The organism is Kitasatospora cheerisanensis KCTC 2395, assembly GCF_000696185.1.
Lineage (GTDB): Bacteria > Actinomycetota > Actinomycetes > Streptomycetales > Streptomycetaceae > Kitasatospora > Kitasatospora cheerisanensis.
Window position 1 is genome coordinate 2,009,496 of the sequence record NZ_KK853997.1, and the last position, 25,645, is coordinate 2,035,140.

19 protein-coding genes and 4 pseudogenes are annotated in these 25,645 nt (G+C 76.1%); 13 read left to right on the plus strand and 10 right to left on the minus strand.

Annotated features, from left to right (window positions below; genetic code table 11):
• Positions 1-89: 89 nt before the first annotated feature.
• Positions 90-683 (plus strand): GNAT family N-acetyltransferase, encoded by a 594-nt coding sequence (locus KCH_RS09105; protein ID WP_063750134.1) that lies wholly within the window; start codon positions 90-92, stop codon positions 681-683.
• A gap of 64 nt (positions 684-747) precedes the next feature.
• On the opposite strand, the gene KCH_RS09110 is transcribed toward KCH_RS09105, so the two are convergent.
• Positions 748-1,371 (minus strand): TetR/AcrR family transcriptional regulator, encoded by a 624-nt coding sequence (locus KCH_RS09110; protein WP_035861141.1) that lies wholly within the window; start codon positions 1,369-1,371, stop codon positions 748-750.
• 178 nt (positions 1,372-1,549) lie between these two features.
• Between KCH_RS09110 and KCH_RS09115 the strand changes: the two genes are divergently transcribed.
• From KCH_RS09115 to KCH_RS09145, 7 genes are all read left to right on the plus strand, one after another.
• Positions 1,550-2,182: an FMN-dependent NADH-azoreductase gene (locus KCH_RS09115; RefSeq protein ID WP_035861142.1), complete on the plus strand. Its 633-nt coding sequence runs from the start codon at positions 1,550-1,552 to the stop codon at positions 2,180-2,182.
• Positions 2,183-2,314: 132 nt separating this feature from the next.
• Positions 2,315-5,041, plus strand: coding sequence for a hypothetical protein (locus KCH_RS45945; protein WP_157031960.1), 2,727 nt, complete (start codon positions 2,315-2,317; stop codon positions 5,039-5,041).
• 896 nt (positions 5,042-5,937) lie between these two features.
• Positions 5,938-6,333, plus strand: coding sequence for a hypothetical protein (locus KCH_RS09125; protein ID WP_035861143.1), 396 nt, complete (start codon positions 5,938-5,940; stop codon positions 6,331-6,333).
• A gap of 76 nt (positions 6,334-6,409) precedes the next feature.
• A complete protein-coding gene (locus KCH_RS09130) occupies positions 6,410-7,153 on the plus strand; it encodes an ATP-binding cassette domain-containing protein (RefSeq protein WP_035861145.1) in 744 nt (247 codons plus the stop codon).
• Positions 7,153-8,397 carry a DUF7224 domain-containing protein gene (locus tag KCH_RS09135; RefSeq protein WP_035861147.1) on the plus strand — a complete coding sequence of 415 codons (1,245 nt, stop codon included), beginning with the start codon at positions 7,153-7,155 and terminating at the stop codon, positions 8,395-8,397. Before KCH_RS09130 ends, KCH_RS09135 begins: the two co-directional genes overlap by 1 nt.
• Before the next feature lie 14 nt (positions 8,398-8,411).
• Positions 8,412-8,990, plus strand: a complete 579-nt coding sequence (locus KCH_RS09140; protein ID WP_157031961.1) for a hypothetical protein — start codon at positions 8,412-8,414, stop codon at positions 8,988-8,990.
• A 151-nt stretch (positions 8,991-9,141) separates the two neighbouring features.
• Positions 9,142-9,708, plus strand: coding sequence for an NUDIX domain-containing protein (locus KCH_RS09145; protein ID WP_051652908.1), 567 nt, complete (start codon positions 9,142-9,144; stop codon positions 9,706-9,708).
• Between the two features lie 48 nt (positions 9,709-9,756).
• Here KCH_RS09145 and KCH_RS09150 read toward each other — a convergent pair.
• Positions 9,757-12,076: pseudogene (locus KCH_RS09150) on the minus strand (Tex family protein).
• Between the two features lie 214 nt (positions 12,077-12,290).
• Here KCH_RS09150 and KCH_RS09155 point away from each other — a divergent pair.
• Positions 12,291-13,583 (plus strand): glycosyltransferase family 87 protein, encoded by a 1,293-nt coding sequence (locus KCH_RS09155; protein ID WP_051652909.1) that lies wholly within the window; start codon positions 12,291-12,293, stop codon positions 13,581-13,583.
• A 27-nt stretch (positions 13,584-13,610) separates the two neighbouring features.
• Positions 13,611-13,982: pseudogene (locus KCH_RS39380) on the plus strand (PPOX class F420-dependent oxidoreductase); the annotation flags it as partial.
• 27 nt (positions 13,983-14,009) lie between these two features.
• Here the strand turns inward: KCH_RS39380 and KCH_RS09165 are convergent.
• From KCH_RS09165 to KCH_RS09185, 5 genes and pseudogenes are all read right to left on the minus strand, one after another.
• Positions 14,010-14,768, minus strand: a complete 759-nt coding sequence (locus KCH_RS09165; protein WP_035871244.1) for an SGNH/GDSL hydrolase family protein — start codon at positions 14,766-14,768, stop codon at positions 14,010-14,012.
• 72 nt (positions 14,769-14,840) lie between these two features.
• The gene (locus tag KCH_RS09170; protein ID WP_244305250.1) at positions 14,841-15,989 is read right to left on the minus strand and encodes a cytochrome P450 family protein; all 1,149 of its coding nucleotides are present in this window, start codon (positions 15,987-15,989) and stop codon (positions 14,841-14,843) included.
• Between the two features lie 247 nt (positions 15,990-16,236).
• A complete protein-coding gene (locus KCH_RS09175) occupies positions 16,237-17,037 on the minus strand; it encodes a family 1 encapsulin nanocompartment shell protein (protein WP_035861155.1) in 801 nt (266 codons plus the stop codon).
• A pseudogene (locus KCH_RS09180) lies at positions 17,034-18,091 on the minus strand (Dyp-type peroxidase). Before KCH_RS09180 ends, KCH_RS09175 begins: the two are co-directional and overlap by 4 nt.
• Positions 18,092-18,200: 109 nt before the next feature.
• Positions 18,201-18,677 (minus strand): MarR family winged helix-turn-helix transcriptional regulator, encoded by a 477-nt coding sequence (locus tag KCH_RS09185; protein ID WP_035861158.1) that lies wholly within the window; start codon positions 18,675-18,677, stop codon positions 18,201-18,203.
• Between the two features lie 99 nt (positions 18,678-18,776).
• On the opposite strand from KCH_RS09185, the gene KCH_RS09190 reads away from it, so the two are divergent.
• The gene (locus KCH_RS09190; protein WP_035861163.1) at positions 18,777-20,831 is read left to right on the plus strand and encodes an MMPL family transporter; all 2,055 of its coding nucleotides are present in this window, start codon (positions 18,777-18,779) and stop codon (positions 20,829-20,831) included.
• A gap of 7 nt (positions 20,832-20,838) precedes the next feature.
• Here the strand turns inward: KCH_RS09190 and KCH_RS09195 are convergent, their stop codons facing one another.
• The 3 genes from KCH_RS09195 to KCH_RS09205 are packed head-to-tail and all read right to left on the minus strand — an operon-like array spanning position 20,839 to position 24,771.
• Positions 20,839-21,339 (minus strand): hypothetical protein, encoded by a 501-nt coding sequence (locus tag KCH_RS09195; protein ID WP_035861165.1) that lies wholly within the window; start codon positions 21,337-21,339, stop codon positions 20,839-20,841.
• 22 nt (positions 21,340-21,361) lie between these two features.
• On the minus strand, positions 21,362-21,832 hold the full coding sequence (locus tag KCH_RS09200; protein ID WP_051652910.1) for a hypothetical protein: 471 nt from the start codon (positions 21,830-21,832) through the stop codon (positions 21,362-21,364).
• Between the two features lie 50 nt (positions 21,833-21,882).
• Positions 21,883-24,771, minus strand: coding sequence for a hypothetical protein (locus tag KCH_RS09205; protein ID WP_051652911.1), 2,889 nt, complete (start codon positions 24,769-24,771; stop codon positions 21,883-21,885).
• An 88-nt stretch (positions 24,772-24,859) separates the two neighbouring features.
• Here KCH_RS09205 and KCH_RS09210 point away from each other — a divergent pair, with 88 nt between their 5' ends.
• Together KCH_RS09210 and KCH_RS44240 are read left to right on the plus strand one after the other, a co-directional pair.
• The gene (locus KCH_RS09210; protein WP_035861168.1) at positions 24,860-25,153 is read left to right on the plus strand and encodes a hypothetical protein; all 294 of its coding nucleotides are present in this window, start codon (positions 24,860-24,862) and stop codon (positions 25,151-25,153) included.
• A 70-nt stretch (positions 25,154-25,223) separates the two neighbouring features.
• Positions 25,224-25,547, plus strand: a pseudogene (locus KCH_RS44240) (STAS domain-containing protein); the annotation flags it as partial.
• Positions 25,548-25,645 lie beyond the last annotated feature (98 nt).

The window sequence follows — 25,645 nt, forward strand, 5'->3', positions numbered from 1 at the left end:
ACCCCGCCCCGGCCCGGGCGGTGAACGTGCCGTGAGGGTACGGAATATCCGCTGGTGGGAGCGGTCGCGGATGGCCCATACTCCCGATCATGAGTCACTCCACCGACGCTCCTGACAACACCGTGCGCCCGCTGACCACGGGCCGTCCGCCCGAGCTGCTGCCGCTCGGCGGCGGCGCCCACCTGCGCCGCCGCCGGGTCGCCGACGCGGCCGGGCTGAACGCCGCGGTGCTCGCCAACCTCGACCACCTGCGTCCGTGGATGCCGTGGGCCGCCAACGCGCCGACGCTGCCGGAGAGCGAGGAGCTCTCGGTGCGCGGCGAGCAGGTCTGGGACGAGGGCACCGACTTCATGTACCTGCTCGGGCTGGACGCCGAACCGGCGCTGGTGATCGGCGGGTTCGGCCTGCACGGCCGGCTCGGCCCGGGCGCCCTGGAGATCGGCTACTGGGTGCACCGCGAGCACACCGGCCGCGGCCTGGCCACCGCCGCCGCCCGCGCCCTCACCGGCGCGGCGCTCGCCCTGCCGGGCATCACGCGGGCGGAGATCCACTGCGACGAGTCGAACGGCGCGAGCGCCGCCGTGCCGCGCAAGCTCGGATACACGCTGGACCGGATCGACGCGGCGACGCCGACCGCCCCGGCGGAGACCGGCCGCAAGATGATCTGGGTGACCGGGGCCTGACGGAGGCCCGACTGCGCGAACGGGGACGGCCGGCGGCCGTCCCCGTTCGCGTCTCCCGGCCGGTTCAGCGTCCGGCGAGACGTTCGACCAGCGCCTGCCAGCTGTCCGCGAGCAGCGTGCCGAGGTCGCCGTTCCGGCACTGCCCGGCGGCCTGTTCCGCGGTGGGCGGGTCCATCGCCAGGAAGAGCAGCGGCGGGCCCTCCAGGGCGCTGGTGAGCTGGAAGGCCAGGGTGTCCAGGTCGTTCAGGCCGAGGTCGGCGCGGCCGAGCAGCATCCGCAGGTGGGGCTGGGTGAACACTGGCCCGCCGGACGGGACGGCGCCCTTGCGTTCGATGGCGGCGCGCGCGATGTCGTGCCGGGCCAGCAGGAAGCGGGTCCGTTCGCGGCCGTAGGCGATCAGCCGGTCGACCGGGTCGGCGCCGGGGCCGAGCGGCGGCGGGCCGGACATCACCCGGTCCTGGAAGCACTGCTCCTCGGCGTCGAGCAGGGCGCGGAAGATGCCGGCCCGGGTGCCGAAGCGCCGGAAGACGGTGCCCTTGCCCAGGCCGGCGCGCTCGGCGAGCCCGTCCATGGTGACTTTCTCGGTGCCGAGTTCGGCGATCATCGCGCGGGCCGTGCACAGCAGGGCCTCGCGGTTGCGGGCCGCGTCCGCGCGCTCGACCGGTGGCTTGCCGAAGGGGACGTCCATGGCTGCCAATTTACCTTCCGAGCAAAACGGGGTAAAGTCCGGTTCGTCGAAGCGGGGTAAAGTCCGCTTCGGTCGGGCGCGGTGCCCGCACCGGGCCGCACCCGGCCGCGCCGTACCCCGCCACGCCCGTCCCCCGACCGCCGGTCCCCGGCGGGCAAGGAATCCGAGGAGACCTGCCATGCACCTGTTCCGCCTGGACGCCAGCATCGTGCCCGCCGCTTCGACCAGCTCCGAACTGGCCGACACCGCCCACGCCGAGTGGACCGCCGCCCACCCCGAGGGCACCGTCACCCGCCGCCACCTGGGCACCGACCCGCTGCCGGGCGACGCCTGGGCGCCCGCCGTGCTGGCCGGCTTCACCCCCGAGGACCAGCGCACCGAGGAGCAGCGCACCGCCGTCGCGCTCGGCGCCGAACTCGCCGAGGAGCTGCGCGCCGCGGACGCCGCGATCATCGCCGTGCCGCTGTACAACTGGGGCGTCTCGCAGCACTTCAAGACCTGGGTCGACCTGGTGATCGCCGGCGCCGGCCCGACCGCCCAGCTGCTCGAGGGCAAGCCGACCGTGCTGGTCACCTCGACCGGCGGCGGCTTCGCCCCCGGCACCCCGCGCGAGGGCTGGGACCACTCCACCCCGTACCTGGAGCGCGTCCTGCGCGACGTCTGGGGCGCCGACCTCACCGTCGTCCGCCGCGAGCTGACCCTCGCCGCCGTCAACCCGGCGATGGAGGGCCTGCGCGGCCTGGCCGCCGAGTACCACACCCAGGCCCTGGACGCCGCCCGCGACGCCGGCAAGAACCTGGTCCGCGCCTGACGCTCCGACAGCGGCCGGCCGCTGGGCGGGGTTTCCCGTCCGGCGCCCGGCCGCTGTCGACTCCCCGCGCGGGCACGGCCCTCGGGCCGCCCCGCAGCCGCGGCCCGGCGGCGGCCGGTGAGAATGGTCCGCATGCACCCGCTCGACGCCGCCCCGCTGCTGGCCGCCATGGACCCGCTCCCCCACCGGGAGCGCACCGCGCTGTTCGTCCGCGCCGTGCGCGGCGCCGCGCCCGCCGACGCCGACCGGCTGATCGGCGAACTCGCCGCCGGCGACCGGTACTCCCGCCGGCTGGCCGCCCTCGCCGCCGAACTGGCCGGCCGCGCCGACCTGCTCGGCCGCTGGCTCACCGACCCGGACGCGGAGGTGCGCGGCCGGGCGATCCGCGCGGTGCGCACCCTGCCGGTGCCGGACGAGGCGGTGCTCGCCGCGTACGCGCACGGCTCGTCCGTGGTCCGGCACGGGCTGCGCCGCCGGCTGGCGCACGCCCGCCGCGAGGAGCTCGCCGCCCGGCTGCTGCCGCTGGCCCGGGACCGCTGGGGCGCCGCCGAGGCCGCGGCGCTGCTGCCGTTCTGCCCGCCTGCCACGGTGGCCGCCGAACTGCCCGGCCTGGCCGTCGCGGTGGGCTCCTGGTCCCGGCTGGCGAAGCGTCACCCCGACCTGGTCCTCGACCACCTGGAACGCGAACTCGACGGCGGACCGGACCGCTGGACGGAGCTGACCCGCCCGCTGCTGGCCGCCCTGCCGCTGCGCCCGGCCCGCGCCCTCGACCTGCTGGAACGCCACCGCCCGACCCGGCTCGACCCCGCCCTGGCCGCCGCGTTCGGCCCGCTCGTCCGGGTCGACGCCGAACGCGCCACCGCGCTGCTCGCCGACCCCGGACGCGAACCGGACTCCCGGGAGCGCCTGCCGAGCCGCACCGCGCTGCTCCGCATCGCCCGCGCCGACCCGCCGTCGCTGCCCGCGCTCGGCCGCCGCTGGCTCGACCGCCCCGACCGGTTCGCCGCCCTGCTGCGCACCCTCCCGCCGCGCCGCCGGCCCGCGTTCCTGGACGCCGCGACCGGCGGACTGCCGCTCCCCGCCGACCGGTTGACCGAACCCGTGCTGCGGCTGCTCCCCCGCGAGCGCCGTTGGTCCGAGACCCGCCGGCTGCGCGCCGCCGAACTCGCCCGCGGCCTGCCCGAGCACGCCGTCCAGTACCTGACCCCGCTGCTGCCGCCCGACGAGGCGTGGGACGCCCTGCTGCCCGCCACCCGGCGGCCGGACCCGGGCGAGCGCGCCACGGCCTGGCACCGCCTGTCCGCCGTTGCCGCCGCCGACCCCCGGCCCGAGGCGCCCGCCCGGCTGCTGGCCGAACTCCGGCGGACCCGCAACGAGCAGGACCCGGTCCGGCAGGGCGCCCTGCGGGCCCTCGCCGCCTTCCCCGCCCGCCGCTTCGCGGACGCCCACGCCGAGGCCCTCACCGACCTCGCCGCCGAGGCGCTCGCCGCCCGCGACTGCTCCCCCGGCACCCGGCACGCGCTGTCCCTGCTCGCCGTCGGCGTGCTCGCCGCCCACCCCGCCGGCGAACGCCCCGACCTGCTCGCCTTCTCGCTCGCCGTGCTGGAGGAACTCACCTCCCGCACCGGCGGCCTGACGCTCCCTCCGCTGGCCGGCCGGCTCCGCCGCGGCCAGGAGCGGCAGGTGCTCGACGCGCTGCGCCCCGCCCTCGACCGCGAGGAGCGGCACCTGCTGCTGTTCGCCCTGGTCCGGGCGCTCGGCCCGCGCGCCGAACTGCTCCCGGAGCTCGACGACCGGCTGCACCGCGCCCTCGGCACCGAACGCGACCGGGAGTTCACCGAGGCGCTGTGCCTGTGGCTCGCACCGCGCCGGGGCCGCGCCGCGAAGATCCTGACGGCCCTCCGGCTCGACCCGTCGGCGGCCTTCTTCGACCCGGTCCGGCACCACCTGGCCACCACCCGCACCGACCTGCTCGACTCCACGCTGCTCGCCGAACGCCCGCCGACCGGACGGTTCCTGCGCCCCGGCGAGCGCCGCCCGCTGCCGCCCGCCCGGCACGCCGGCCGCTGGGCGCCCCGCCAGGTGGCGCGCGCCGCCGAGCTGCTCGACGCGGTCGCCTCCGACCCCGGCCGCACCCGCGACGACCGGACCCTCGCCGTCCGGGAGGCCGCCCACCTGCCGGGGCACGGCACCCGGCTGGCGCACCGTCACCTCGCCGACCCGGACGTGCTGGTCGCCGAGTCCGCGCTCGCCGCGCTGCCCTGGACGGACGATCCGGCGGCCGCGCTGCCGCTGCTGCTGGAACACGTCGGCGACGACCGGGCCCGGGTCGCGCTGTACGCCGCCGGCCGCGCCGCCCGGCACGCCGACCCGGCCCGGCTGGCCGCGCTGCTCGCCGAACCCGCCACCCGGACGTCCGGCGCCAAGGTCACCGCCCGCAAGGAGGCCGTCCGGCTCGCCGCCCGCTTCCTGCCCGTCGACGAGGCCGCCGGCCTGGTCGCCGCCGCCTTCCACGCCCCCGGCCAGCACCCGGACGTCCGGGCCGCCGCGGCCGCCCGGTGCGCCGAACTGCTGGACGCCGCCCCGCCCGGACGCTGCTCGCCGAGGCCGCCGCCGATCCGCAGCCGCAGGTCCGGCAGGCCGTCGCCGCCGCGCCGCCGCACCTGCTGGCGGCCCGTCACCGTCCGTACTACGCGCGGCTGGTGGCCGGGATCGCGGTCCGCACCGGCTCGGCGGAGGACCTGGCGGCGGCCCGGACCGCGATCACCGCCCTGCCGCAGTGGGCCCGGTACGTGCCGGGCGCGGCCGAGGTGCTGCCCGGGCTGGTCACCGACCTCGACCGGCGCGGCACCTGGCTGACCGCCGCCATGGCGCTGCGCACGCTCGCCGTCTCCCGGGTGCCGCACCCGGCCGGCGGCACCGCCGAGGGCAGCCTCAACCACCGCGCCCTGGCCGGGCTGCTGGCCGCCGCGTCCGAGTCCCCGGCGGGCCGCGATCTGCCCGCCCGGCAGCGCATCGGCTCCCTCACCGACCACCCCCGGCAGCCGCTGGGCCGGCCCGCACTGCTCGCCCAGGCCGAGCAACTGCGCGGCCACGACGAGCTGTTGACGCTCCGTGCGACCCTGCTGGCGCGGGCCGCCGACCCGGCCAAGCCGGAGTTCGGCGACGACCTGGCCCGCCTCGCCGAGGCCCTCGCCGACCGCCCCCTGCTGGCCGCCCGGCTCGCCAGGCCGCTCGCCAGGACCGTCGCCGGCACCCGCCCCCTCCCGCCCGACGCCGAGGCCCCGGCCGCCGCCTGCCTCCGCACCCTCGCCGCCGAAGGCGGCCCCGTCACCGGTCTGCTGGCCGCCGCACTCACCGCCCGCCTGGGCGCCCGCAGCGCCTGGTCCGGCGACTGGCCCGCCGTCCTGGCCGCGCTCCGCGCCCACCCCGACCCCGAGGTCCGGGCGGCAGCCCACGAGACAGTGACGGTGCTGGAATGACGGGTGTGCGGGACAAACCGCGCACAGATCACCCTTCCCCCACGATTCCATCATCCCGGGTGATCACGGCACAGGCGGAACGCTCAGCATATTCCGGGCTTTTCCCGAAAGGCCGTCGGGAACCGGCCACGCATGGCCGGTTCCCGTTCGGTAGAAAATAATCCTTGACATGACTACGGCAGAAAATCATGCTTATGCCCGGGCCATGATCAGGTAATCGGTCCCGGGCCCCGGCGCCAGCCGGGCCGTTCGTTTCCCCCCGAAAGGACAAGCATGAAGAACTTCATCCGTCGCCGGGCCGGCGTGATCGGCGCCGCGCTGCTCGCTGCCACCGCGATGACGGCGATACCCGCCCACGCCGAGGGCAGCTGGAGCTCCTACATCTCGAACTGGAACTCCGGCAACGAGTCGCGCCGCTGGACCGACAACCACACCGACAGCACGAGCACCCAGGTCGACTTCTCCAGCTGCACCATCCACGCCGGCGACACCAAGATCCGCCTCGAACTGGACCGCGACATCTCCTACTGGCCGGACGCCACCTACGGGATGCGGGACAACTACTGCGGCAACAGCAACTGGGGCGAGATGTCCGACAAGGGCAGCTTCTACTTCATCGACTACCACGACGGCGGGATCGACGTCGGCAGCGTCTACACGTCATACTGACGTTCAATTGCCCGGTCGGCACCGGAATTCCCCCGGTGCCGACCGGGCGAACAATTCGCCCCGAAAACGGAATGCCATGCCGATCAATATTTCGAACTGCTCGTTCAGCTATCGCCGCGGGCTGCCGGTCCTCCAGCAGTTAAGCATTTCATTCGAACCCGGCGCCACCGTGCTGCTCGGGCCCAACGGCGCCGGAAAGTCGACGCTGATGGGAATCGCTGCCACGGCGCTGAAACCGAAGACCGGTGAAATTGGACTGGGCACCGTCACCGCCGTCGGCCGGTCGGCGGTCCGGGAGTACCGCCGCAGGGTCGGCTGGCTGCCGCAGCAGGTCCGGCCGGTGGCAGGGCTGCGGGTGCGCGAGCAGGTCGCGTACGGCGGCTGGTTGAAGGGCATGAGCCGCGGCGCCGCGTGGGACGCCTCGGCCGGCGCCCTCGCGAAGGTCCGGATGAGCCAGCTCGCCGACCGGCGCAGCGCCGAACTCTCCGGCGGCCAGCTCCGCCGTCTCGGCATCGCCCAGGCGCTGGTGCACGACGCCGAGGTGGTGCTCCTCGACGAGCCCACTGCCGGCCTCGACCCGTCCCAGCGCTCGGCCTTCCGCAAGCTGCTCGCCGAACTCCAGGACGCCGTGAGCTTCATCGTGTCAACCCATCAGACCGAGGACCTGGCCGCGAGCTACCGCAGCGTCGTCGTCCTCGACCAGGGGCGGGTCAGGTACCAGGGCTCCATCGGCGAGTTCCTCGGCCGGGTGCCCGCCGGGGTGTCCGAGGAACGCCGGGCCGAGGCCGCGTACTCCGAGCTCGTCGTCGAGGAGGCGTGATGCGCTGGTCCACCCTGCTCCGCACCTCGATCGCCCTCCGGGTCGCCCCGGCCCTGCTGATCTGGGTGCTGGCGTACGTCGGCAACGTCAACGCCTGGGTGGTGGAGGGCTACTGGGCGTCCGTCACCGGCCAGAGCTCGTTCCTCCTCGGGTTCACCGCCCCGGCCTGCGCCGCGTGCGCCGCCTGGGAGGGCGCCCGGGTGAAGGCTTCCCGGGTGCTGGACGGAGCCCCCGTCAGGTCGGCGGCGGCGGTGGCCGGTTGGCGGATGCTGCCGGTCCTGGTGATGGGTCTGCTCGCCGTGCTGCTGCCGCTCGCCGTGCTGGCGCCGGAGGCCGCCGGGTCGCCCGGTGGCCCGACGCTGTCGATCCTGGGTGTCGAACTGCTCGTCGTGGCGGCCCACACGGCGCTCGGCTACGCCGCCGGCCAGACGATGTCGGCGCTGCTGGCCGTGCCGCTGGTCACCGTGGGGAGCTTCGTGTGGATGGCCTACCCGGCCTCGCTGAACACCTTCTGGGTCCGGCAGTTGAACGGCCACAACCTCTCCGGGTGCTGTGCGCTCGACCAGCAGGTCTCCTACCGGGCGCTGGCCGCGGCCGGCCTGGTCGCCGTCGGCATGGTCGCCGGCGCCCTGCTGTGGCTCGCCGGGCGGACCCGGCTGCTGCGGGCGGGCGCCGCCCTGGTGGTCGCTTCCGCGCTGGCCGCCGGGTCGGCCGCCGCCGTGCCGCTCGGGTACCGGGCGTCGGTGGCCCGGGACCGGAGCCTGCTGCGGTGCGACTCCGGGCAGCCGCAGGTGTGCCTGTGGCCGGAGCAGCGCGGGGCCGCGGGCGACGTCCGGGCCTGGGCGGACCAGGCGCACAGCCGGCTCGCCGCGGCCGGCGTGCCGGACTCCGGCCCGCTGATGCTGCTCACCGCGCGCCCGACCCGGGGCGAGGTGGTCGACGCTGTCGCCCGTTCCGCCGTCACCCCCACCGCCCCGGAGTGCGCCCGCACCGGTGTGTGGCCGGGTGCCCGGGCCGTCGGACCGGTCAGGGCCTGGCTGACGATCAGCGCGGGCGGGGCTCTCCAGGACCTGAACGGGAAGCTCCGGCCGGACGACGCCCAGTTGGTCCGGCAGCTCGTCGCGGCCCCGGCCGACGCCCAACTGGCCTGGTACCGGGCCAACTCGGCCGCCATGGCGTCGTGCGACCGGGTGCCCGAACTGGACCCGGGCCGCTACCTGGCCGACGCCCCGGGGCGGGGGTAGCCGTGCTCTGGTGGATGCGCGTGCGGGTACTGCCCGCGGTGCTGGCCGGCACGGTGCTGTCCGTGCTGGCCGGCTCGCAGGCCCGATCGATCGTGGTGCCGGTCCCGATCGTGGTGGGCGGGATCTCCTTCCCGCTGCCGATGGCGTTCCTGCTGCCGCTGCTGCCGGTCTGCCTGTTCCTGTACGGCTGGGGGCGGGCCGACGCGGTCGGCGAGCGGACGGCGGTGCGCCGGGTCGCGCTGCTGGACGCGGCCGCGGTGCTGGGGGCGACGGGGCTGGCCGCGGCGGTCGGGTTCCACTCGGCGACCGGCGTGATGGTGGCGCGGGACTTCGCCGGGTACCTGGGCCTGGCGCTGGTCGTCCGCTGGTGCGCGGGGGTGCTCGCGGCGGGCCTGGCGGTGTCCGTCTTCCCATTCGTCTGCGCCTCGTTGGGGGTCCGGCACGGCGTCCCGCGGGTGTGGGCGTGGCCGTTCCTGCCGGCCGGATCGGTGCCGGCCGCGCTGGAGGTGCTGGTCCTGCTGACGGTGGGCGTCCTGCTGCTGTGGCGCGGCCCGCTGGAGCGGTCGCGGCAGGCGGATCTCGCGGCGGGGTGACCGGCTCCCGTCGGCGGGAGGCGGCCGGGAGGCGACCGGCGGGTGGCCCCCCGGTGGGGTGAATTGCCGTGCGGCCACCGGAGGGTGACGTTCCGTCCGATGTGTTGACCGTCCGGGTCCGGTTCCGCGCGGGGCGGACTACGATCGATCGATGACGGACACGACGCGCAGAGCAGACGACAGAGCCGCGGTCGCGGCCAGGTTCCCGGCCCTCCACGCGCCGCAGCGCTGGGAGTGGGGCGGCATAGACGCCCAGTTCACCACCGAGCTGCCGCCGGACGAACTGGTCACCAACATCCACCTGGTGGGGTTCACCGAGGGCCGGGTGGTCCTCTGCCGCGACGTGCGCGGCCACTGGTTCCTGCCCGGCGGCACCCGGGAGGCCGCCGAGAGCATCGAGTCCTGCCTGGCCCGCGAGTTGCGCGAGGAGGCCGGCGCCCGGCTGATCGGCCCGCCGACCTGGATCGGCCACCACCTCGCGGTCTCCGACGGCCCCGTCCCGTACCGGCCCTGGCAGCCGCACCCGGTCAAGGCGTGGCTGTGGGGCTGGGCCGAGGTGCTCGTCGACTCCCTGCCCACCAACCCGGCCGACGGCGAGCAGGTCCTCGAAGTCCGGCTCACCACCCCCGAGGAGGCGCGGTCGCTGCTGGCCCGCCACCGCGAGCCCTGGTGGCCCGAACTCGTCGCACTGGCCGCGGAGTCCCGCAGCGGCGGCTGACGGCGGACGGCCGGCCCGCGCAGGGACCGGCCGTCGGGAGCAGGAGTGCTACTTGCCGAGGCCGGCGCGGCGGAGGGCGTCGGCCATGGCGGAGTTGGCGGGGGCGGGCGGGGTGCGGTCGGCCTGGCGGCGGTCCTGCCGCGGGGGCGGCTGTCGCGGCGGCCGCCGCCCTCGCGGGGCCGGCGGCGGCGGGCCGGGTCTCGTCGTCGAGCCGCAGGGTGAGGCCGATGCGCTTGCGCTGGACGTCGACGGCGGTGACCTTGGCGCGGACGATGTCGCCGGGCTTGACCACCTCGCGCGGGTCCTTGACGAAGTTCTTGGACAGCGCGGAGACGTGCACCAGGCCGTCCTGGTGGACGCCGATGTCGACGAAGGCGCCGAACGCGGCGACGTTGGTGACCACGCCCTCCAGGACCATGCCGACCTCCAGGTCGGAGATCTTCTCGACGCCGTCCTTGAAGGTGGCGGTCTGGAAGGCGGGCCGCGGGTCGCGGCCGGGCTTGTCGAGCTCGCCGAGGATGTCGGTGACGGTCGGCACGCCGAAGGTGTCGTCGGCGAAGTCGCCGGGCCGCAGCGAGCGCAGCACCGCGCCGTTGCCGATCAGGGCGCGGAGCTCGCCGCCGGTGGAGGCGAGGATGCGGCGGACCACGGGGTACGCCTCGGGGTGGACGGCGGAGGCGTCCAGCGGGTCGTCGCCGTCCGGGATGCGCAGGAAGCCCGCGCACTGCTCGAAGGCCTTCGGGCCGAGCCGCGCGACGTCCTTCAGCGCGCGCCGGGTCCGGAACGGACCGTTCGCGTCGCGGTGCGCGACGATGTTGTCGGCGAGCGTGCCGGTGATGCCGGAGACCCGGGTGAGCAGCGGCGCGGAGGCGGTGTTGACGTCGACGCCGACGGCGTTGACGCAGTCCTCGACCACGGCGTCCAGCGAGCGGGAGAGCTTGAGTTCGCTCAGGTCGTGCTGGTACTGGCCGACGCCGATCGACTTGGGGTCGATCTTGACGAGTTCGGCCAGCGGGTCCTGGAGGCGGCGGGCGATGGAGACCGCGCCGCGGATGGAGACGTCCAGCCCGGGCAGTTCCTGGGCGGCGAACGCGGACGCGGAGTACACGGACGCGCCGGCCTCGCTGACCATCACCTTGGTGAGCCCGAGCTCGGGGTGACGCTTGATCAGGTCGGCGGCGAGCCGGTCGGTCTCCCGGGAGGCGGTGCCGTTGCCGATCGCGACCAGGTCGACCCGGTACTGGGCGGCGAGCCGGGCCAGGGTGGCGAGCGCGGCGTCCCACTTGTTGGCGGGCTGGTGCGGGTAGATCGTCTCGTGCGCGACGACCTTGCCGGTGGCGTCGACCACGGCGACCTTGACGCCGGTGCGGAAGCCCGGGTCGAGGCCCATGGTGGCGCGGGTGCCGGCGGGGGCGGCGAGCAGCAGGTCGCGCAGGTTGGCGGCGAAGACCCGCACCGCCTCGTCCTCGGCCTCGGCGCGCAGCCGGGTCCGCAGGTCGATGCCGAGCCGGACCAGGATGCGGGTGCGCCAGGCCCAGCGGACGGTGTCGGTGAGCCACTTGTCGGCGGGGCGGCCGCGGTCGGCGATGCCGAAGCGGGCGGAGATCCGCTGCTCGTAGTCGCTCGCGCCGGGCAGGTCGGCCTCCTCGGCGCCGTCGTACGGGGAGAGTTCGAGGTCGAGGACCTCTTCCTTCTCGCCGCGCAGCATCGCCAGGATCCGGTGCGAGGGCAGCTTGGTGTAGGGCTCGGCGAAGTCGAAGTAGTCGGCGAACTTGGCGCCGTCCTGCTCCTTGCCGTCGCGGACCTTGGCGACCAGCCGGCCGCGGGTCCACATCCGTTCGCGCAGCGAGCCGACCAGGTCGGCGTCCTCGCCGAAGCGCTCGACCAGGATGGCGCGGGCGCCGTCCAGTGCGGCGGGCGCGTCGGCGACCTGCTCGTTCAGGAAGGTCGCGGCGAGCGCGGCCGGGTCCTGGGACGGGTCGGCGAGCAGCGTGTCGGCCAGCGGTTCGAGGCCGGCCTCGCGGGCGATCTGCGCCTTGGTGCGCCGCTTGGGCTTGTACGGGAGGTAGATGTCCTCCAGCCGGGCCTTGGAGTCGGCGGCGAGGATCTGCGCGCGCAGCGCGTCGTCCAGCTTGCCCTGGGAGTCGATGGACTCCAGCACGGCGGTGCGGCGCTCCTCCAGCTCGCGCAGGTAGCGCAGCCGCTCCTCCAGGGTGCGCAGCTGGGTGTCGTCGAGGGCGCCGGTGGCTTCCTTGCGGTAGCGCGCGATGAAGGGGACGGTCGCTCCTCCGTCGAGCAGGCCGACGGCGGCCTGCACCTGGTTCTCGCGGACGCCCAGTTCCTCGGCGATCTTGCGTTCGACGGGCATGGTCACGATGCCGGTCACCCTTTCTGACGGTTGCGCGTGGTCGCCCGTGCATTCTGGCAGGTCCGACCGACGGAATCCGGCGGGCCGGGTGGCGGAGGGCCGCGTGGCGCGTTCCGGGGACGTGCGGGGACACGCACCGGCGCCGGACCAGGGACGCCCTATTTGTCTGATATGAGATGGATCCGATGATCGCCCGACCGTACTGGAGGACACGGTGGTGCAGGCCCCCGACCGGCCGATCCGCTGGACCCGCCCCGTGACCTGGCCCCGCGAGGTCCTCGCGCTGGCCGCGTACTGGCTCTCCAGCCGGATGCTGATGGTCGGACTGGTCCGCTCCGGCAAGACCGAGCCCGCCATCGAGGTGCACCGGCTGTACCACGGCTGGGCCGAGGTGCTCCGCACCGGCAGCTTCCCGGTGGACGACGTCAGCTGGCAGTACCCGCCGGGCGCGGCGCTGCCGATGCTCGCACCCACCGCGGTGCCGTTCCTGACGTACCTTCAGGCCTTCGTCGGACTGATGGTGCTCACCGACGCACTGGCCCAGTTCGGGCTGCTGCGGGCCTCGGCGGGCCGGCCCGGCCGGTCCACCTCGGGGGCGTGGCTGTGGGCGCTCGCCCTGCCGCTGCTGCTCGGACTGCCGTACGCCCGCTACGACGTGGCGGTCACCGCGCTGGCGATGGCCTCGCTGCTGCTGACGGCCGCCCGGCCCCGGACGGCCGGGGCGCTGGCGGGCATCGGCGCCCTGCTCAAGGTGTGGCCGGCGCTGACCGTGCTCGGCACGCCGCGCGGCCGCACCACCCGGCAGGTCTGGACGTCCGGCGCGGCCGCCGCGCTCGCCCTGCTGCTGGTGCTGGCCGCGGCCTTCGACCACGTCCTGGACTTCCTGCCGGCCCAGCGCGCCCGCGGCGTGGAGATCGAGTCGCTGGCCGGCTCGGGCTTCCAGCTGGCCCGGCTGTTCGGCTGGCCCGGCCGGGTCGAACAGCGCTACGGCTCGGTCGAGTTCCTCGGCCCGTACGTCCACCGGGCCTCGCAGCTGTCCCTGCTGCTGACCGCGGCCGCGTTCGCCTGGCTGCTGCTGTGGCGGCTGCGGGCCCGCCGCTGGAGCGCCGCCACCCCGTACGACGCGGCGCTCAGCGCGGTGCTGCTGTTCACGGTGACCAGCCGGGTGATCTCCCCGCAGTACCTGGTCTGGCTGATCGGCCTGGCCGCGGTGTCGCTCTCCGTCCGGGGCACCAGCCAGCGGCCGGTGGCGCTGCTGCTGATCCCGGTGGTGGGGCTGACCACCGTCGACTACCCGCTGTTCTTCGACGCGGCGCAGCTCGGCGGCTGGCGGCCGACCGCGGTGATCGTGGCCCGCAACGGGCTGCTGCTGGCGGCGGCGCTGTGGTCGGCGGGGCGGCTGTGGCGGGCCACCGTGCCGTCCGCCGCCGGCCGCCGGGCCGAGGCCGCGCCGGCCGGTCCGCGGCCGGGGCACCGGCCGGACGCCGACCCGGTCCGCTCGGCCTGAGCCGCCGCCGGCCGTACACTCGCCGCCATGGCCGACACCGTGCTGGACCGGCTCGCCGCCGGGAACTACCTGCTGATCACCAGTTACCGGAAGGACGGCAGCGCCGTGCCGACGCCGGTGTGGGTGGTCCGCGACGGCGACGCCCTCGGGGCGTGGACCGTCACCGACTCGTGGAAGGTGAAGCGGATCCGGCGGCGCGCCGACGTCCTGGTCGGGCCGTGCGACGTGCGCGGCAACCCGACCGGCGAGGCCGTCCCGGCGACCGCGTCGGTCGCCGACCCGGCCACCACCGAGCGCTACCGGCGGCTGATCGCCCGCAAGTACCGGCTGATCGGCCGGCTGACCCTGCTCGGCAGCCGGCTGCGCCGCGGCCGGGAGGGCACGGTCGGCCTCACCATCCGCCGGCCGAGCCCTCCTGACGCTCCGTCAGGCTTGGTACGGCAGCAGCTCGGGGCGCTTCGCGGGGCGCCCGTCGCCGGAGGAGCGGCCGCGCAGCCGCCGGCCGATCCACGGGCCGACGTGGGTGCCCAGCCAGCGGGCGTCCTCGCGGAGCTTGCGGCCGCGGGTGCGGGTGTCGGGTTCGGCGAGGGGCGCCCGCCAGTCCTCCTCGGACGGGCGGCCGAGCGCCTCCAGGACGGCCAGCGCGACCCGGCGGTGGCCCTCCGGCGACAGGTGGAGCCGGTCCTCGGCCCACAGCCGGCGGTCGTCGAAGGCGGGCGCCGAGAACAGGTCGACCAGCACCACCTGCCCGGGGTGCTCCCGCACCGTCCGCTCGACGAAGGCCTTCATCCGCAGGATCGCGGGGAGCAGCCGGGCGCTGCCGGCCATCCGCCGGGTCGGGTCGGTGGAGGTGAACAGCACCACGGTGCGGCCCTCGGCGACCAGCGCGGCCGCGCACTCGCCGAGCCGCCGCTCCACCTCGGCCACGTCGCAGCCGGGGCGGAGCACGTCGTTCAGGCCGCCGGCCAGCGTGACCAGGTCGGCGTCGGTCGCCGCGGCCAGGTCGACCTGCTCCGCGCGGATCTGGCCGATCAGCTTGCCCCGGACGGCGAGGTTCGCGTACCGGAATCCGTCCTGCTCCGCGGCGAGCACGTCCGCGACGCGGTCCGCCCAGCCGCGGTACTCGCCGCCGGGCAGCAGGTCGTCGCACATGCCCTCGGTGAACGAGTCGCCCACCGCCACCATCGCCCGGTACTTCCGCACGCCGCCTCCAGGGTTGTCCACCCGCCCAACCCTACCCAGGCGTAACCGGCGGGTTCAGCCGGTCCCGGTGCGTGGCCGGGGGACCACCTCCACGGCCTCCGGGCCGTTGACGACCAGCGACGGGAGGCGGGCTGGCCGCTGCCCCGGTGCGGCCAGCGAGAGCTCGGGGAGCCGCTCGAACAGGGTGCTGAGCGCGACCTCGGCCTCCAGCCGGGCCAGCGGTGCGCCGACACAGAAGTGCGGGCCGTGGCCGAACGCCAGGTGGCCCTTGTCCGCGCGGCCGGGGTCGAACTCGTCCGGGCGGTCCGGGTGTTCCCCGGGGTCGCGGCCGGCGGCGGCGAAGCCGACCACGATCGGGTCGCCCTTCGCGATCCGCACGCCCTCGCCGAGGTCGATGTCCTCCAGCGCGTACCGCAGCGGGACGTACATCACGGGGCCCTCCAGCCGGAGGGTCTCCTCGATCACGTCCGTCCAGTCGATCGCGCCGGCCCGCAGCCGGGCGAGCTGCTCGGGGTGGGTGAGCATCTCCAGCGCGGCACTGGCGATCAGGTTGACGGCGGTCTCGAAGCCGGCGGCGATCATGGTGAACAGCGTGCCGACCAACTCGTGCTCCGCCAGCGGCTGTTCGCCGGAGCGGTCGGAGAGCAGCAGGTCGGTGGTCAGGTCGGCACCCGGGTGGGCCCGCTTGTGGGCGGCCAACTCGCCGAGGCGCTCGTAGAGTTCGGTCTGCGCGGCGAGCGCGTCCGGCTCGGGCAGCGAGGAGTCCAGCACCCGGTCGATCAGCGCGCCGAGCGCCTCCCGCAGGTGGTCCGGCACGCCGAACAGGTCGCAGATCACCGTCATGGTCAGCGGCCTCGCCAGGGCCGAGCGCAGGTCCGCGCGTTCGCCCGGTGCGAGCGCGCCGAGCGCCGCCACCAGCCGGTCGGCGGTCGCCTGCACCTGGGGGCGCATCGGCTTCACCCGGCGCGGCAGGAAGCTCGGGGCGATCCGGCCGCGGGCGGCGCGGTGCTCCTCGCCGTACCGGTTGACCAGGCTGTCCTGGAACGCCACCGAGCCCAGCACCCAGCCGTCCGGCACCTCTCCGATGCCCGGCCAGTGCCGGCGGAAGTCCCGGGACACCCGCGGGTCGGTGGTCAGCGCCTGGATCACGCTGTGCCTGGTCACCGCCCAGGCCCGGATCCGCCCGGGCAGCTCGACCAGCACCGCCGGCCCCGCTCCCGCAGCGCGGCGGCCTCCGCGTGCACCGCGGCCGCGGTGGGGTCGAGGAACGGGCAGGCGGGCGCGGCAGGGTCGGACACGGCGTGCTCCCCTCACGAAGGTCCTGGCTGCCCCATATGCTGCGCCCCCCGCGCGGCGTCCGGTAGCCTCCCCGCGCCTTTGGCCTGATTCCACTCCTCGGTCCGTCAACTCCCGTTCCAACAGGGCGCGTTGGCCCCACCAGTCGCCCGGGTCAGTGCGAGGTGAGGGCGACCGCGGCCTCGGCGGTGTGCAGTTGGAAGGTGAGCGACTCCTGCAGGTACAGGTGCACGGTGGCGTCGTCGTGCGAGAGGTAGCCGATGGACAGGTCCTCGCCGAGGTGCAGCTCGAAGTCGCCGCCGCGCGCGGAGAGCAGCACCGCGCCCTCGACGGCGGGCGCCCAGATGATCTCGCCGTCGAGCAGCCGGGCCAGGTGGTTGTGGACCGGGTAGCCGTGGTCGGAGGTCTCGTTGACGGCGGTGTGGGTGTCGGCGCCGAGCAGCAGCGAGTAGGGGCCGCCGACGCCGGCCAGGCGCAGCGCGGTGAGGGCCCGGCTGACGGCGTTGGGGTAGTCGCGGACGTCCTCGGGGAGGGCGACCGGGTGGTTGCTGGAGCCGTCCCGGATGCCGGTGATGCCGGCGGCGGCGTAGCCGTCGAAGATGGCCCGGTCCTCGGCGAGGGCGATGGTGCGGGCGGCGTCCTTGACCGGGTCCCAGTCGGAGTCCTTGGAGCCGCGTTCGACGTCGTCCACGGCGGCCCGGGTGACGGTGAACGGGACGCGGAGCTCGACCAGCGGCTGGCACTCCCGGGCCCGGGCCCGGATGCCGTTGCCGGGGGCGGCGATGTCGGCGAGGTGGCCGGTGCCGACCGCGGCGAGTTCCGGGCCGTCGGGGCCGAGCAGGTCGACGACCCGGCGGCCGGCCAGGTGCAGGGTGAAGGTGCGCCGGGCCTCTTCCTCGATCTCGGCCCAGGCGGCGGCGGAGACGGGCGCCAGTTCGCGGTGCAGGTTGTTCACGGTGCGGTACTCCTCTTCAGGCTGCCGATGCGGAGACTGCCGTCCCGGGCCGGCGGGGGTGCGGGCGGGCCGGCGGCTGCGATGCCGACGCCGCGTCATGTCCGGCGCGGGCGGCGGCGGTGCCGGGCGCGGGCGGCGGGTCGCCCAGGAAGTCCGCGCTGGGGACGTGGAAGAAGGTGCCGGTGACGGCGGTGGAGAAGTCCAGCAGCCGGTCGTGGGCGGCGGGCCCGCGGCCGAGGAACATGTTGCGCAGCATCTCCTCGGTCACCCACGGGTCGCGGGCGTAGCCGATGAAGTAGGTGCCGCACTCGCCGCCCTCGGTGAACGAGCCGAACGGCATGTTGAGCCGCCAGATGTCGCGGTCCTCGCCGTCCGGGCCGGTGACGGTGTTCAGCGCGACGTGCGAGTCGGCGGGCTTGGCGGCGTCGTCCAGTTCGATGTTGTCGATCTTGGTGCGGCCGATCACGAGCTCCTGCCGCTCGGTGCTCAGCGCGTTCCACTCGTCCATGTCGTGCAGGTACTTCTGCACGATGACGTAGGAGCCGCCGGCGAAGGCCGGGTCCTCGTCGCCGATCAGCACCGCCTCGGCGGCCTCCGGCCCGACCGGGTTCTCGGTGCCGTCGACGAAGCCGATCAGGTCGCGGCAGTCGAAGTACCGGAAGCCGTGGGTCTCGTCGACCACGCTGACGGCGGGGCCGAGCCGGCCGGTGATCTTCGTGGTGAGCTCGAAGCACAGGTCCATGCGCTCGGCGCGGACGTGCAGCAGCAGGTCGCCGGGGGTGGCGGGGGCGAGGTGCCGGGGGCCGGCCAGCTCCTGGAACGGGTGCAGCTGGGCGGGGCGGGGGCCGGCGAACAGGCGGTCCCAGGCGTCCGATCCGATGCCGACCACCAGGGCCAGCCCGTCGTGCGGGGCGCGGCTGCTCACCGAGCGGGTCAGCCCGCCGAGGTCGGGCAGCAGGTCGCGGACGGCCTGCTCGCCACCCTCCTCCAGGGCGAGCACCAGGAACACGGCGGCCCCGGTCAGATCGGCGAGGACCGGTTGGGGCTGCGGCATGGAGAGGACTCCCAGGGGCTGCCGGGACGTTCGGACGCCCGCCGACCATACCCGGCAAAAGGTTCGAGACTCCGCCATAGCGCCCGAATCGGGCGTGTCCCCGGCCTGCTCAGCGGGGCTGCCGCTCCCGGCGGTCCTGCCGCAGCCGCTCCAGCTCCTCGGTCATCCGGGTCAGGAACCGCACCACGGTGGCGACTTCCTCGGCCCGGAACTCGGACCGCACCCGGTCGGTGCAGTGCGCGACCGGCGTGAACCAGTCGAACGCCAGCCGGGCCGCGTCCGGGTGGTAGTGCACGTGCACCTGCCGCCGGTCGGCGGCGTCCCGGGTGCGGTGGACGTGCCCGGCGCGCTCCAGCCGGTCCAGCACGGCCGTCACCGCGCCGGAGGTGAGGCCGAGTTCGGCCCGCAGCCCGCCCGGGGTGATGCCCGGCGGGTCGGTGGCCCGCAGCACCGCCAGCAGCGCCTGCACGTCGGTGGCGTGCAGGCCCTGCGCGGCCGCGAAGTCGTGCCCGAGCAGGTTCATCTCGGACGCCAGCCCCTGCAGCAGCCGTCCGAACTCCCGGTCGCCGTCCCGCTGCGCCACCACCGTGCGCTCCTCACTCCGTGTCCTCCGGCCCGTCCGGACGACCCTAGCGCCACCGGCACGCCGTCGAGATCTCTCAATCATTGAGATATCCTCCCGCCCATGCCGACCTCACCGCGCCGTACCCGGTTCCTGCTCCCGCTCGCCCTGCTGCTGGTCTGGCTGGCGCTCGGCGGCGCGTTCGGCGCGTTCGCCGGGCGCCTCGGCGAGGTGTCCACCAATGACGGGGCGTCATTCCTGCCGCGCAGCGCGGAATCCACCCGGGTGACCGAACTGGAGCGGGCCTTCCGCACCGGGAGCACGCTGCCCGTGGTGCTGGTCTGGGAGGCGCAGGACGGGCCGGTCGACGACCGGCTGCGGGCCGAGGCCGGCCGCGCCCTGGCCGCCGCCGCCGCGGTGCCCGGCACCACCGGGCAGGCCTCGCCGCTGCTGCCCGCCGCGGACGGGCGCGCCCTGGAGGCAGTGGTGCAGCTGCGCGCCGACCTCGGCCCGGACACCAAGGTCGCGGTCCGGGAGATCCGCGAACGGGCCCGGGTGGCGGGCGCGACCAGCGGAGTGGCCGGGCCGGCGGCCGTCCAGGCCGACCTGTCCGGGGCGTTCGCCGGCATCGACGGCCTGCTGCTGGGCGTGGCGCTCGGCGTGGTGCTGCTGATCCTGCTGCTGGTGTACCGGGCCGTGCTGCTGCCGCTGCTGGTGATCGCCGGCGCGGTGTTCGCCCTCGCGGTGGCCTGCGCGGTCGTCTACGCGCTGGCCCGGCACGGCGTGGTCCGGGTGGACGGGCAGGTGCAGGGCCTGCTGTCGATCCTGGTGATCGGCGCGGCCACCGACTACGGCCTGCTGGTGTCCGCCCGCTTCCGGGAGGAACTGGCCGCCGGCCGCGACCGGTTCGACGCCGCCCGCACCGCGCTGCGCCGCTCCGCGGAGCCGGTCGCCGCCTCCGGCCTGACGGTCGGGCTGGGCCTGCTGGTGCTGCTGCTCTCGGACCTGACGAACAATCGGGCGCTCGGCCCGGTCGGCGCGATCGGCATCGCCTGCGCCGTCCTCGCCGCGCTGACCTTCCTCCCGGCGGCGCTGGCGCTGTCCGGCCGGGCCGCGTTCTGGCCGGCCCGGCCCACCGCCGCGGGCGGCTCCGGCCGGCTGTGGCAGCGGGTCGCCGACCTGGTGGCGCGTCGCCCGCGCGCGCTGTGGGTGGGCTCGGTCGCGGTGCTGGCGGCGCTCGCCGCGTGCTCCCCGCTGCTGGACGCCCGCGGCGTGCCGCAGTCCGAACTCTTCACCACCGCCCAGCCGTCGGTGGCCGCGCAGCGCCTGCTGTCGGCGCACTTCCCGGGCGGTTCGGGCAACCCGGCGGTGATCGTCGCGGACGCGGGCCGGGCCGAGGAGGTGGCCGCGGCGGCGGCCCGGGTGCCCGGCGTGGCCTCGGTGCGCCCGTACACCGGCGGCGCGCCGTCCGACCCGCCGGTGGTCGCGGACGGGCGGATCCGGCTGGACGCGACGCTCGCCGACCCGGCCGACAGCGACCCGGCGCTGGCCGCGGTCGGCCGGCTGCGGACGGCGGTGCACGCCGTGGACGGGGCGCACGCCCTGGTCGGCGGGTACTCGGCGCAGCAGGCCGACATCCGGCTGACGGCCCGTCACGACCGGGCGCTGATCATGCCGGTGGTGCTGCTGTGCATCCTGGCGGTGCTGGTGCTGCTGCTGCGCTCGGTGCTGGCGCCGGTGCTGCTGGCGGCGACGGTGGCGCTGTCCTACCTGGCGACGCTGGGCGTCTCGGCGCTGGTGTTCCCGCACGTGTTCGGCTTCTCGGCGACCGATCCCTCGGTGCCGCTGTACGGGTTCGTGTTCCTGGTGGCGCTGGGCGTGGACTACAACATCTTCCTGATGACCCGGGTCCGCGAGGAGAGCGCCCGGCTCGGCACCCGGGCGGGCGTGCTGCGGGGGCTGACCGCGACCGGCGGGGTGATCACCTCGGCGGGCGTGGTCCTCGCCGCGACCTTCGCCGCCCTCGGCGTGATCCCGCTGGCGTTCCTGGCCCAGATCGCCTTCATCGTGGCGTTCGGCGTGCTCCTCGACACCCTGCTGGTCCGCTCCCTGCTGGTGCCCGCGCTGGTCCACGACCTCGGCGGCCGGGTCTGGTGGCCGGCCCGCCGGGCGGACTGACGCCGGGTCAGCCGAACGCGGCGACCACGGCGGCGGTCGCCGCCAGCAGGGCGAGCAGGGCGCCGTGGACGGCGAGATGGAAGCACCGGCCGCGGCCGGTGAACCGCAGCCAGTGCCGGCCCGGCTCCTCGGCCGGCTCGCCGGCCAGCGCCCCGAGGACCGCGCCGGACAGCAGCACGCCCAGCAGGACGCCGAGCAGCAGCCCCGCCGGGCTCTGCTCCCCCGCGGAGTCGGCGCCGAGGACGAGGGCGTCCGCGGCGAGCAGCAGGAACAGCGACAGCGCGACCAGCAGGGCGGGCCGCCGGTTCACCGGGCGCCGGTCCCAGAGCGGCCGCAGGGTGCCGCCCACCGGGAGGAGCACCAGGAACACCAGGCCGGACGGGAACGCGCCGTCGCCGGCCAGCGCCAGGACGCCCCAGGCCGACAGCAGCACCGCCAGCCCCAGGCCCGCGCCGAGCGCGGCCCCGAGCAGTCCGGCGACCGCGCGCGACCGGTCGCTCCGCTCCATGCTCCCCCCAACTGCCGCTGAACTACTGGGCGTTGAGTACCGCGATACCCGATTCCCCGTCCTCGAACCGGGCGAACAGCTCGTCCAGCGAGCCGACCGGCCCGAGGTGGTCGATCAGCAGGACGGCCTGCTTCCCGCCGTCCTGCTCGGCGGGTTCGAAGTCGGTGACCAGCTCGCGGCGCAGCAGCGTCACCCACCCCTCCTCGCCCTCCGCCGCCGACCGCGGCGCTTCGGCCCCCTCCTCGTCGAGCACGGACCGCGGCGCGACCAGCGTGACGGCCAGCCGGTCGCCGGTGCGGCTGTAGCGGGCCGCGAGGTCGAAGGGCAGCAGGTAGAACACGCCCTCCTCCCCCTCGTGGCCGCGGTCCAGCAGCCGGCAGGCCAGCCGTTCGCCCGGGTCGGCGGACCCGGTGTCCACCGAGAGCAGCACCCCGATGTCCTCCGGCCCGAACGGCGGCACGGCGGTGATCCACATGCGCGAGGAGTCGTCCATGGCGGCCAGCCAAGCACACGCCCCGGACAGCACGGGCGGGGTCCGCGAGGTCAGGCCTGCCAGGGCCGCAGGACGTCGGCCCGGTCGGCGGGCGCGCCGGCGGCGGTCAGGCCGTAGGGCCGCCGGTCCGGGCCGTGGTGGGGCGGGCCGTCGGCCCGGGCGACCCGGCGCAGGCCCTCCCACGCTCCGCAGTCGCCGCCGTCGACCGCGTGGCCGTAGGCCCGTTGCGCGCCGACCCGGTCCCCGTCCTGCTCGTGGAGCCGGCCGAGGGCCGCCCAGGCGTCGGCGTCGCCGAGTTCCGTGCCGTGCCGGTAGGCGCGGGCGGCGGCTTCGGGGTCCTGGTGTTCGCGGACCCGCCCGAGCGCGGTCCAGGCGCCGTCGCCGCCGGCGGCGACGGCCTCGCGGACGGCCAGTTCGGCGGCCTCGCGGTCGCCGGCGCGTTCGCGGATCCGGGAGAGCGCGGCCCAGCCCTCCGGGTCGCCGTGCGCGGCGGCCCGGGTCGCCGCGAGGTCCGCGCCGGTGCGGTCGCCCGCGCTCTCGCGGAGCCGGGCGAGCGCGGTCCACGCTTCCGGGTCCCCGGCCCGGGCGGCCCGGCCGGCCGCGTGGTCGGCGGCCGTGCGGTCCCCGGCGTGTTCCCGCAGGCGGGCGAGTTCCGACCAGGCGTAGGCGTCGCCCAGGCGGGCGGCCCGGTCGGCCGCGTCGTCGGCTCCGGCGGGGTCGCCCGCCGTCTCGCGGAGCCGGGCGACCTGGGCCCAGGCGAGGGCGGTGCCGAGGGCGGCGGCCCGGCGGTGGGCGGCCTCGGCACCGGCGGGATCGCCGGCGCCCTCGCGGAGCCGGGCCAGCGCGGTCCAGCCTTCGGCGGTCCCGGCCTGCCCGGCGCGTTCGGCGGCGGCCTCGGCGGCGGCGCGGTCGCCGGCTTCCCAGTGGCAGCGGACCAGGTCCGCCCCGGTGGTGACGGCGCCGACGACGGCGGCCTCCAGGCAGGTGAGTTCGGCGTCCGCCAGGTCTCCGTTGTTCCGGTGGACCCGGGACAGCCCGGTCCAGGCCCAGGCGTCGCCGCCCCAGGCGGCCTCCTGGTAGGCGCGGGCCGCACCCTCGTGGTCCGCGGCGTGTTCTCGGAGCCGGGCGAGCGCCGTCCAGGCCTGCGGGTGGCCGAGGAGGAGCGCGCGCGACGCCAACTCCTCGGCCCCGTCCGGGTCCTGACGCTCTTCGTGGAGGCGTACCAGGGTGGCCCAGGCCAGTGGTTCGCCGTGCTCGGCCGCCACCGCGTAGGCCCGTTCGGCGGCGGCCCGGTCGCCGGCCGCCTCGGTGGCGGTGGCGAGCAGCATCCAGGCGCGCGGGTCGTCGGCCGCGGCCCGTTCCGCGCCGGCCCGGTCGCCGAGTTCCGCCAGCAGTGCGGTGGCGGCGGCCCGGGCGGCCCGGCTGCCCTCGTCGGCGGACCGCCGGTACAGGTGCAGGGCGTGGCCGTAGCGGCGGCGGGCGCGGGCCGCGGCGGCGACCGCGTCGAGGTCGTCGGTGGTGCGGGTGTGGTGGGCGACGGCGTCCCACAGCGTCGCGGGCGGGCAGAGGTGGCCGCGGCGGCGCCGGAGGTGCCGGGCGAGGTAGTCGGTGACCCGGTAGCCGTCCGCCGCGCCGAGACCGGGTGTCTCACGGACGGCGGCGAGGGCGGCGAGTCCGCGGTGGCCGTGCTCGTCGGAGGGCCGGCAGAGCGCCTCGACGGCGGCGATCAGCCAGCCGTCGGCGGTGACCCGGGCGGTGTCCGGCAGGTAGCCGCCGACCGCTTCGGCGAGCAGGTCCGGCGGGAGCGGTCCGGCGTGGCCGATCCGGCGGGCGTCGGCGGCGGCGCTGATGAGGGCGTGTTCGATCTCGGTGAAGAAGTGGCCGGGGCCCTGTTCGTAGCGGCGGACCAGGACCGGGCCGCCGGTGAGGTGCTGCAGGACCCGGCCGTCCGCGGCCGCGGCGCGCAGGGCCGCGGCCAGGCGCGGGTCGCGGGTGGCCTTCTCGGCGAGTTCGGGCAGGTGTCCGGCCATGCTGTCGGGGACGTCCAGCTCGGTGAGCCAGGTGTTCAGCAGGGCCCTGGCGCGGGGGTGCCGGTCGCCGGCCGGGCCGGGCCGGTCGGTGAGCCGCCGCAGCTGGTCGGTACGGATGGTGCCGATCACCACGACCGGGGCGGCCCGGTCCAGCAGGGCAGCCAGCACGGTGGCGACGTCCTCGCCGGTCCCGCCGTCGAGGTAGCGGGCCAGGTCGTCGAGCCAGAGCACCGTGCGGGCCGGGACGGCGCCGGCGGCGACCAGGGCCAGCAGCTCCTCCGGGCCCCGGGCGGGGTTCAGCAGCGGCCAGTCGGGGAGGACCTGCTCGATCGCCCGGAACGCGGCCCTGGTCCGCCCGGAGCCCGGGGCCCCGGCCAGCACGGCGAGGAGGGACCGCCGCCTGCCTCCCCCGGCGGCCTGCCGCAGCTGGTCGCACAACTCCCGGTCGTGGGCGCGCTCGACGTACTCGGTGTGGGTGCCGCGGTCGCTGCCGTCGGCCGCGGGCGCCGGCCGCACGCCGAGCGCGGACGGTTCCCACTGCCGGAGGGTGCGCGGCCGGGCCGGCCGGTGGGCGCTCGCCTCGGCCCAGCGGGCGCGGACGGCCTCCTGCGCCTCCTCCGGCGGCCGGCCGGCCCGGACGGCGAGCACGGCCGCGACGGACACCGCGTCGTCCCGGCCCGGCAGGGTGTCGCCGCGGAGGATCCGGGCGACGGTGTCCTTGCCCGGGGCGCCGGGCAGGTCGTCACGCTCGCCGACCGCGGCGGCGATCCCCGCCAGGGTGGGCGCGCCCGCGTCCAGGTACAGCCGGTACAGGTACTCCTTGAACTCCCGCAGCGGCCCCGGCGGCAGCTGCGGCGGCGGCACCTGCCGGGCTTTCGCCGCCGTGCCGCGGTTCTCGTCGCTTCCCATCGCACGCTCCCCCGTCCCGCCCCGCTCCGGTCGCGGCCCCGTCGCACCTCGTCGCACGGGCGCGGCCACCCGGGTCGCGGGCTCCATTGTGAACCTGGCCGGGGGTGAACCCGGCACCGATCAGAACTTCACCCCGGAGGTCGAAGTGCCCGTCCTGCCCGTTCCTTTGACCGGCCGTCTGTTCGACGCGGCCCACGCCATCACCGTGGTCGCGCTGCTGACGCCGCCGCTGCTGCTGGCCGCCGTGGCCAGCCTCCCGGCGCTGCTCGTGCTGCCGTTCCTCCCCGGCGGGGACCTGCGCGCCGAGCGGCTGATGCGCCAACTCATGCTCTGGACGACCAGGTTGCTGGACTCGGGCCGCCGCACCGGCGGCCCGGCGTAGGATCCCCGCAGGTGCCGTGGACGGAGAGGAACACGTGGAGACCATCACCGCTTCCTGGGGCGGCCTCGCCGTGTCGCACGAGCACGTCTCCGCCACGACGACCGTGCTGACCGTCGTCGGTGAGGCCGACGTCTACACCAGCCCGACCCTGCGCGTGGCCCTGGTCAACGTGATCGAGCAGGGCCACGTGCAGCTCGTCGTCGACCTGACGGACTGCGAGAGCATGGACAGCACCGGACTCGGGGTGCTGGTGGGCGCGTTGAAGCGGACCCGGGCGCTGGGCGGCACGCTGGTCTGCGTCAAGGGCGAGCCGTCGCTGATGAAGATGTTCCGCATCACGGGGCTGACCAGGGTCTTCGCGTTCCACGACTCGGTCGCGCAGGCGGAGGCGAGCCTGCCCCTGCGGGCGGCGGGCATCGACGTCGCCTCGACGCCCGGCCCGGCCGCGGCCGTCCGGCCGGTCGACGGCCCGTCAGCGCCCCAACACCCGGA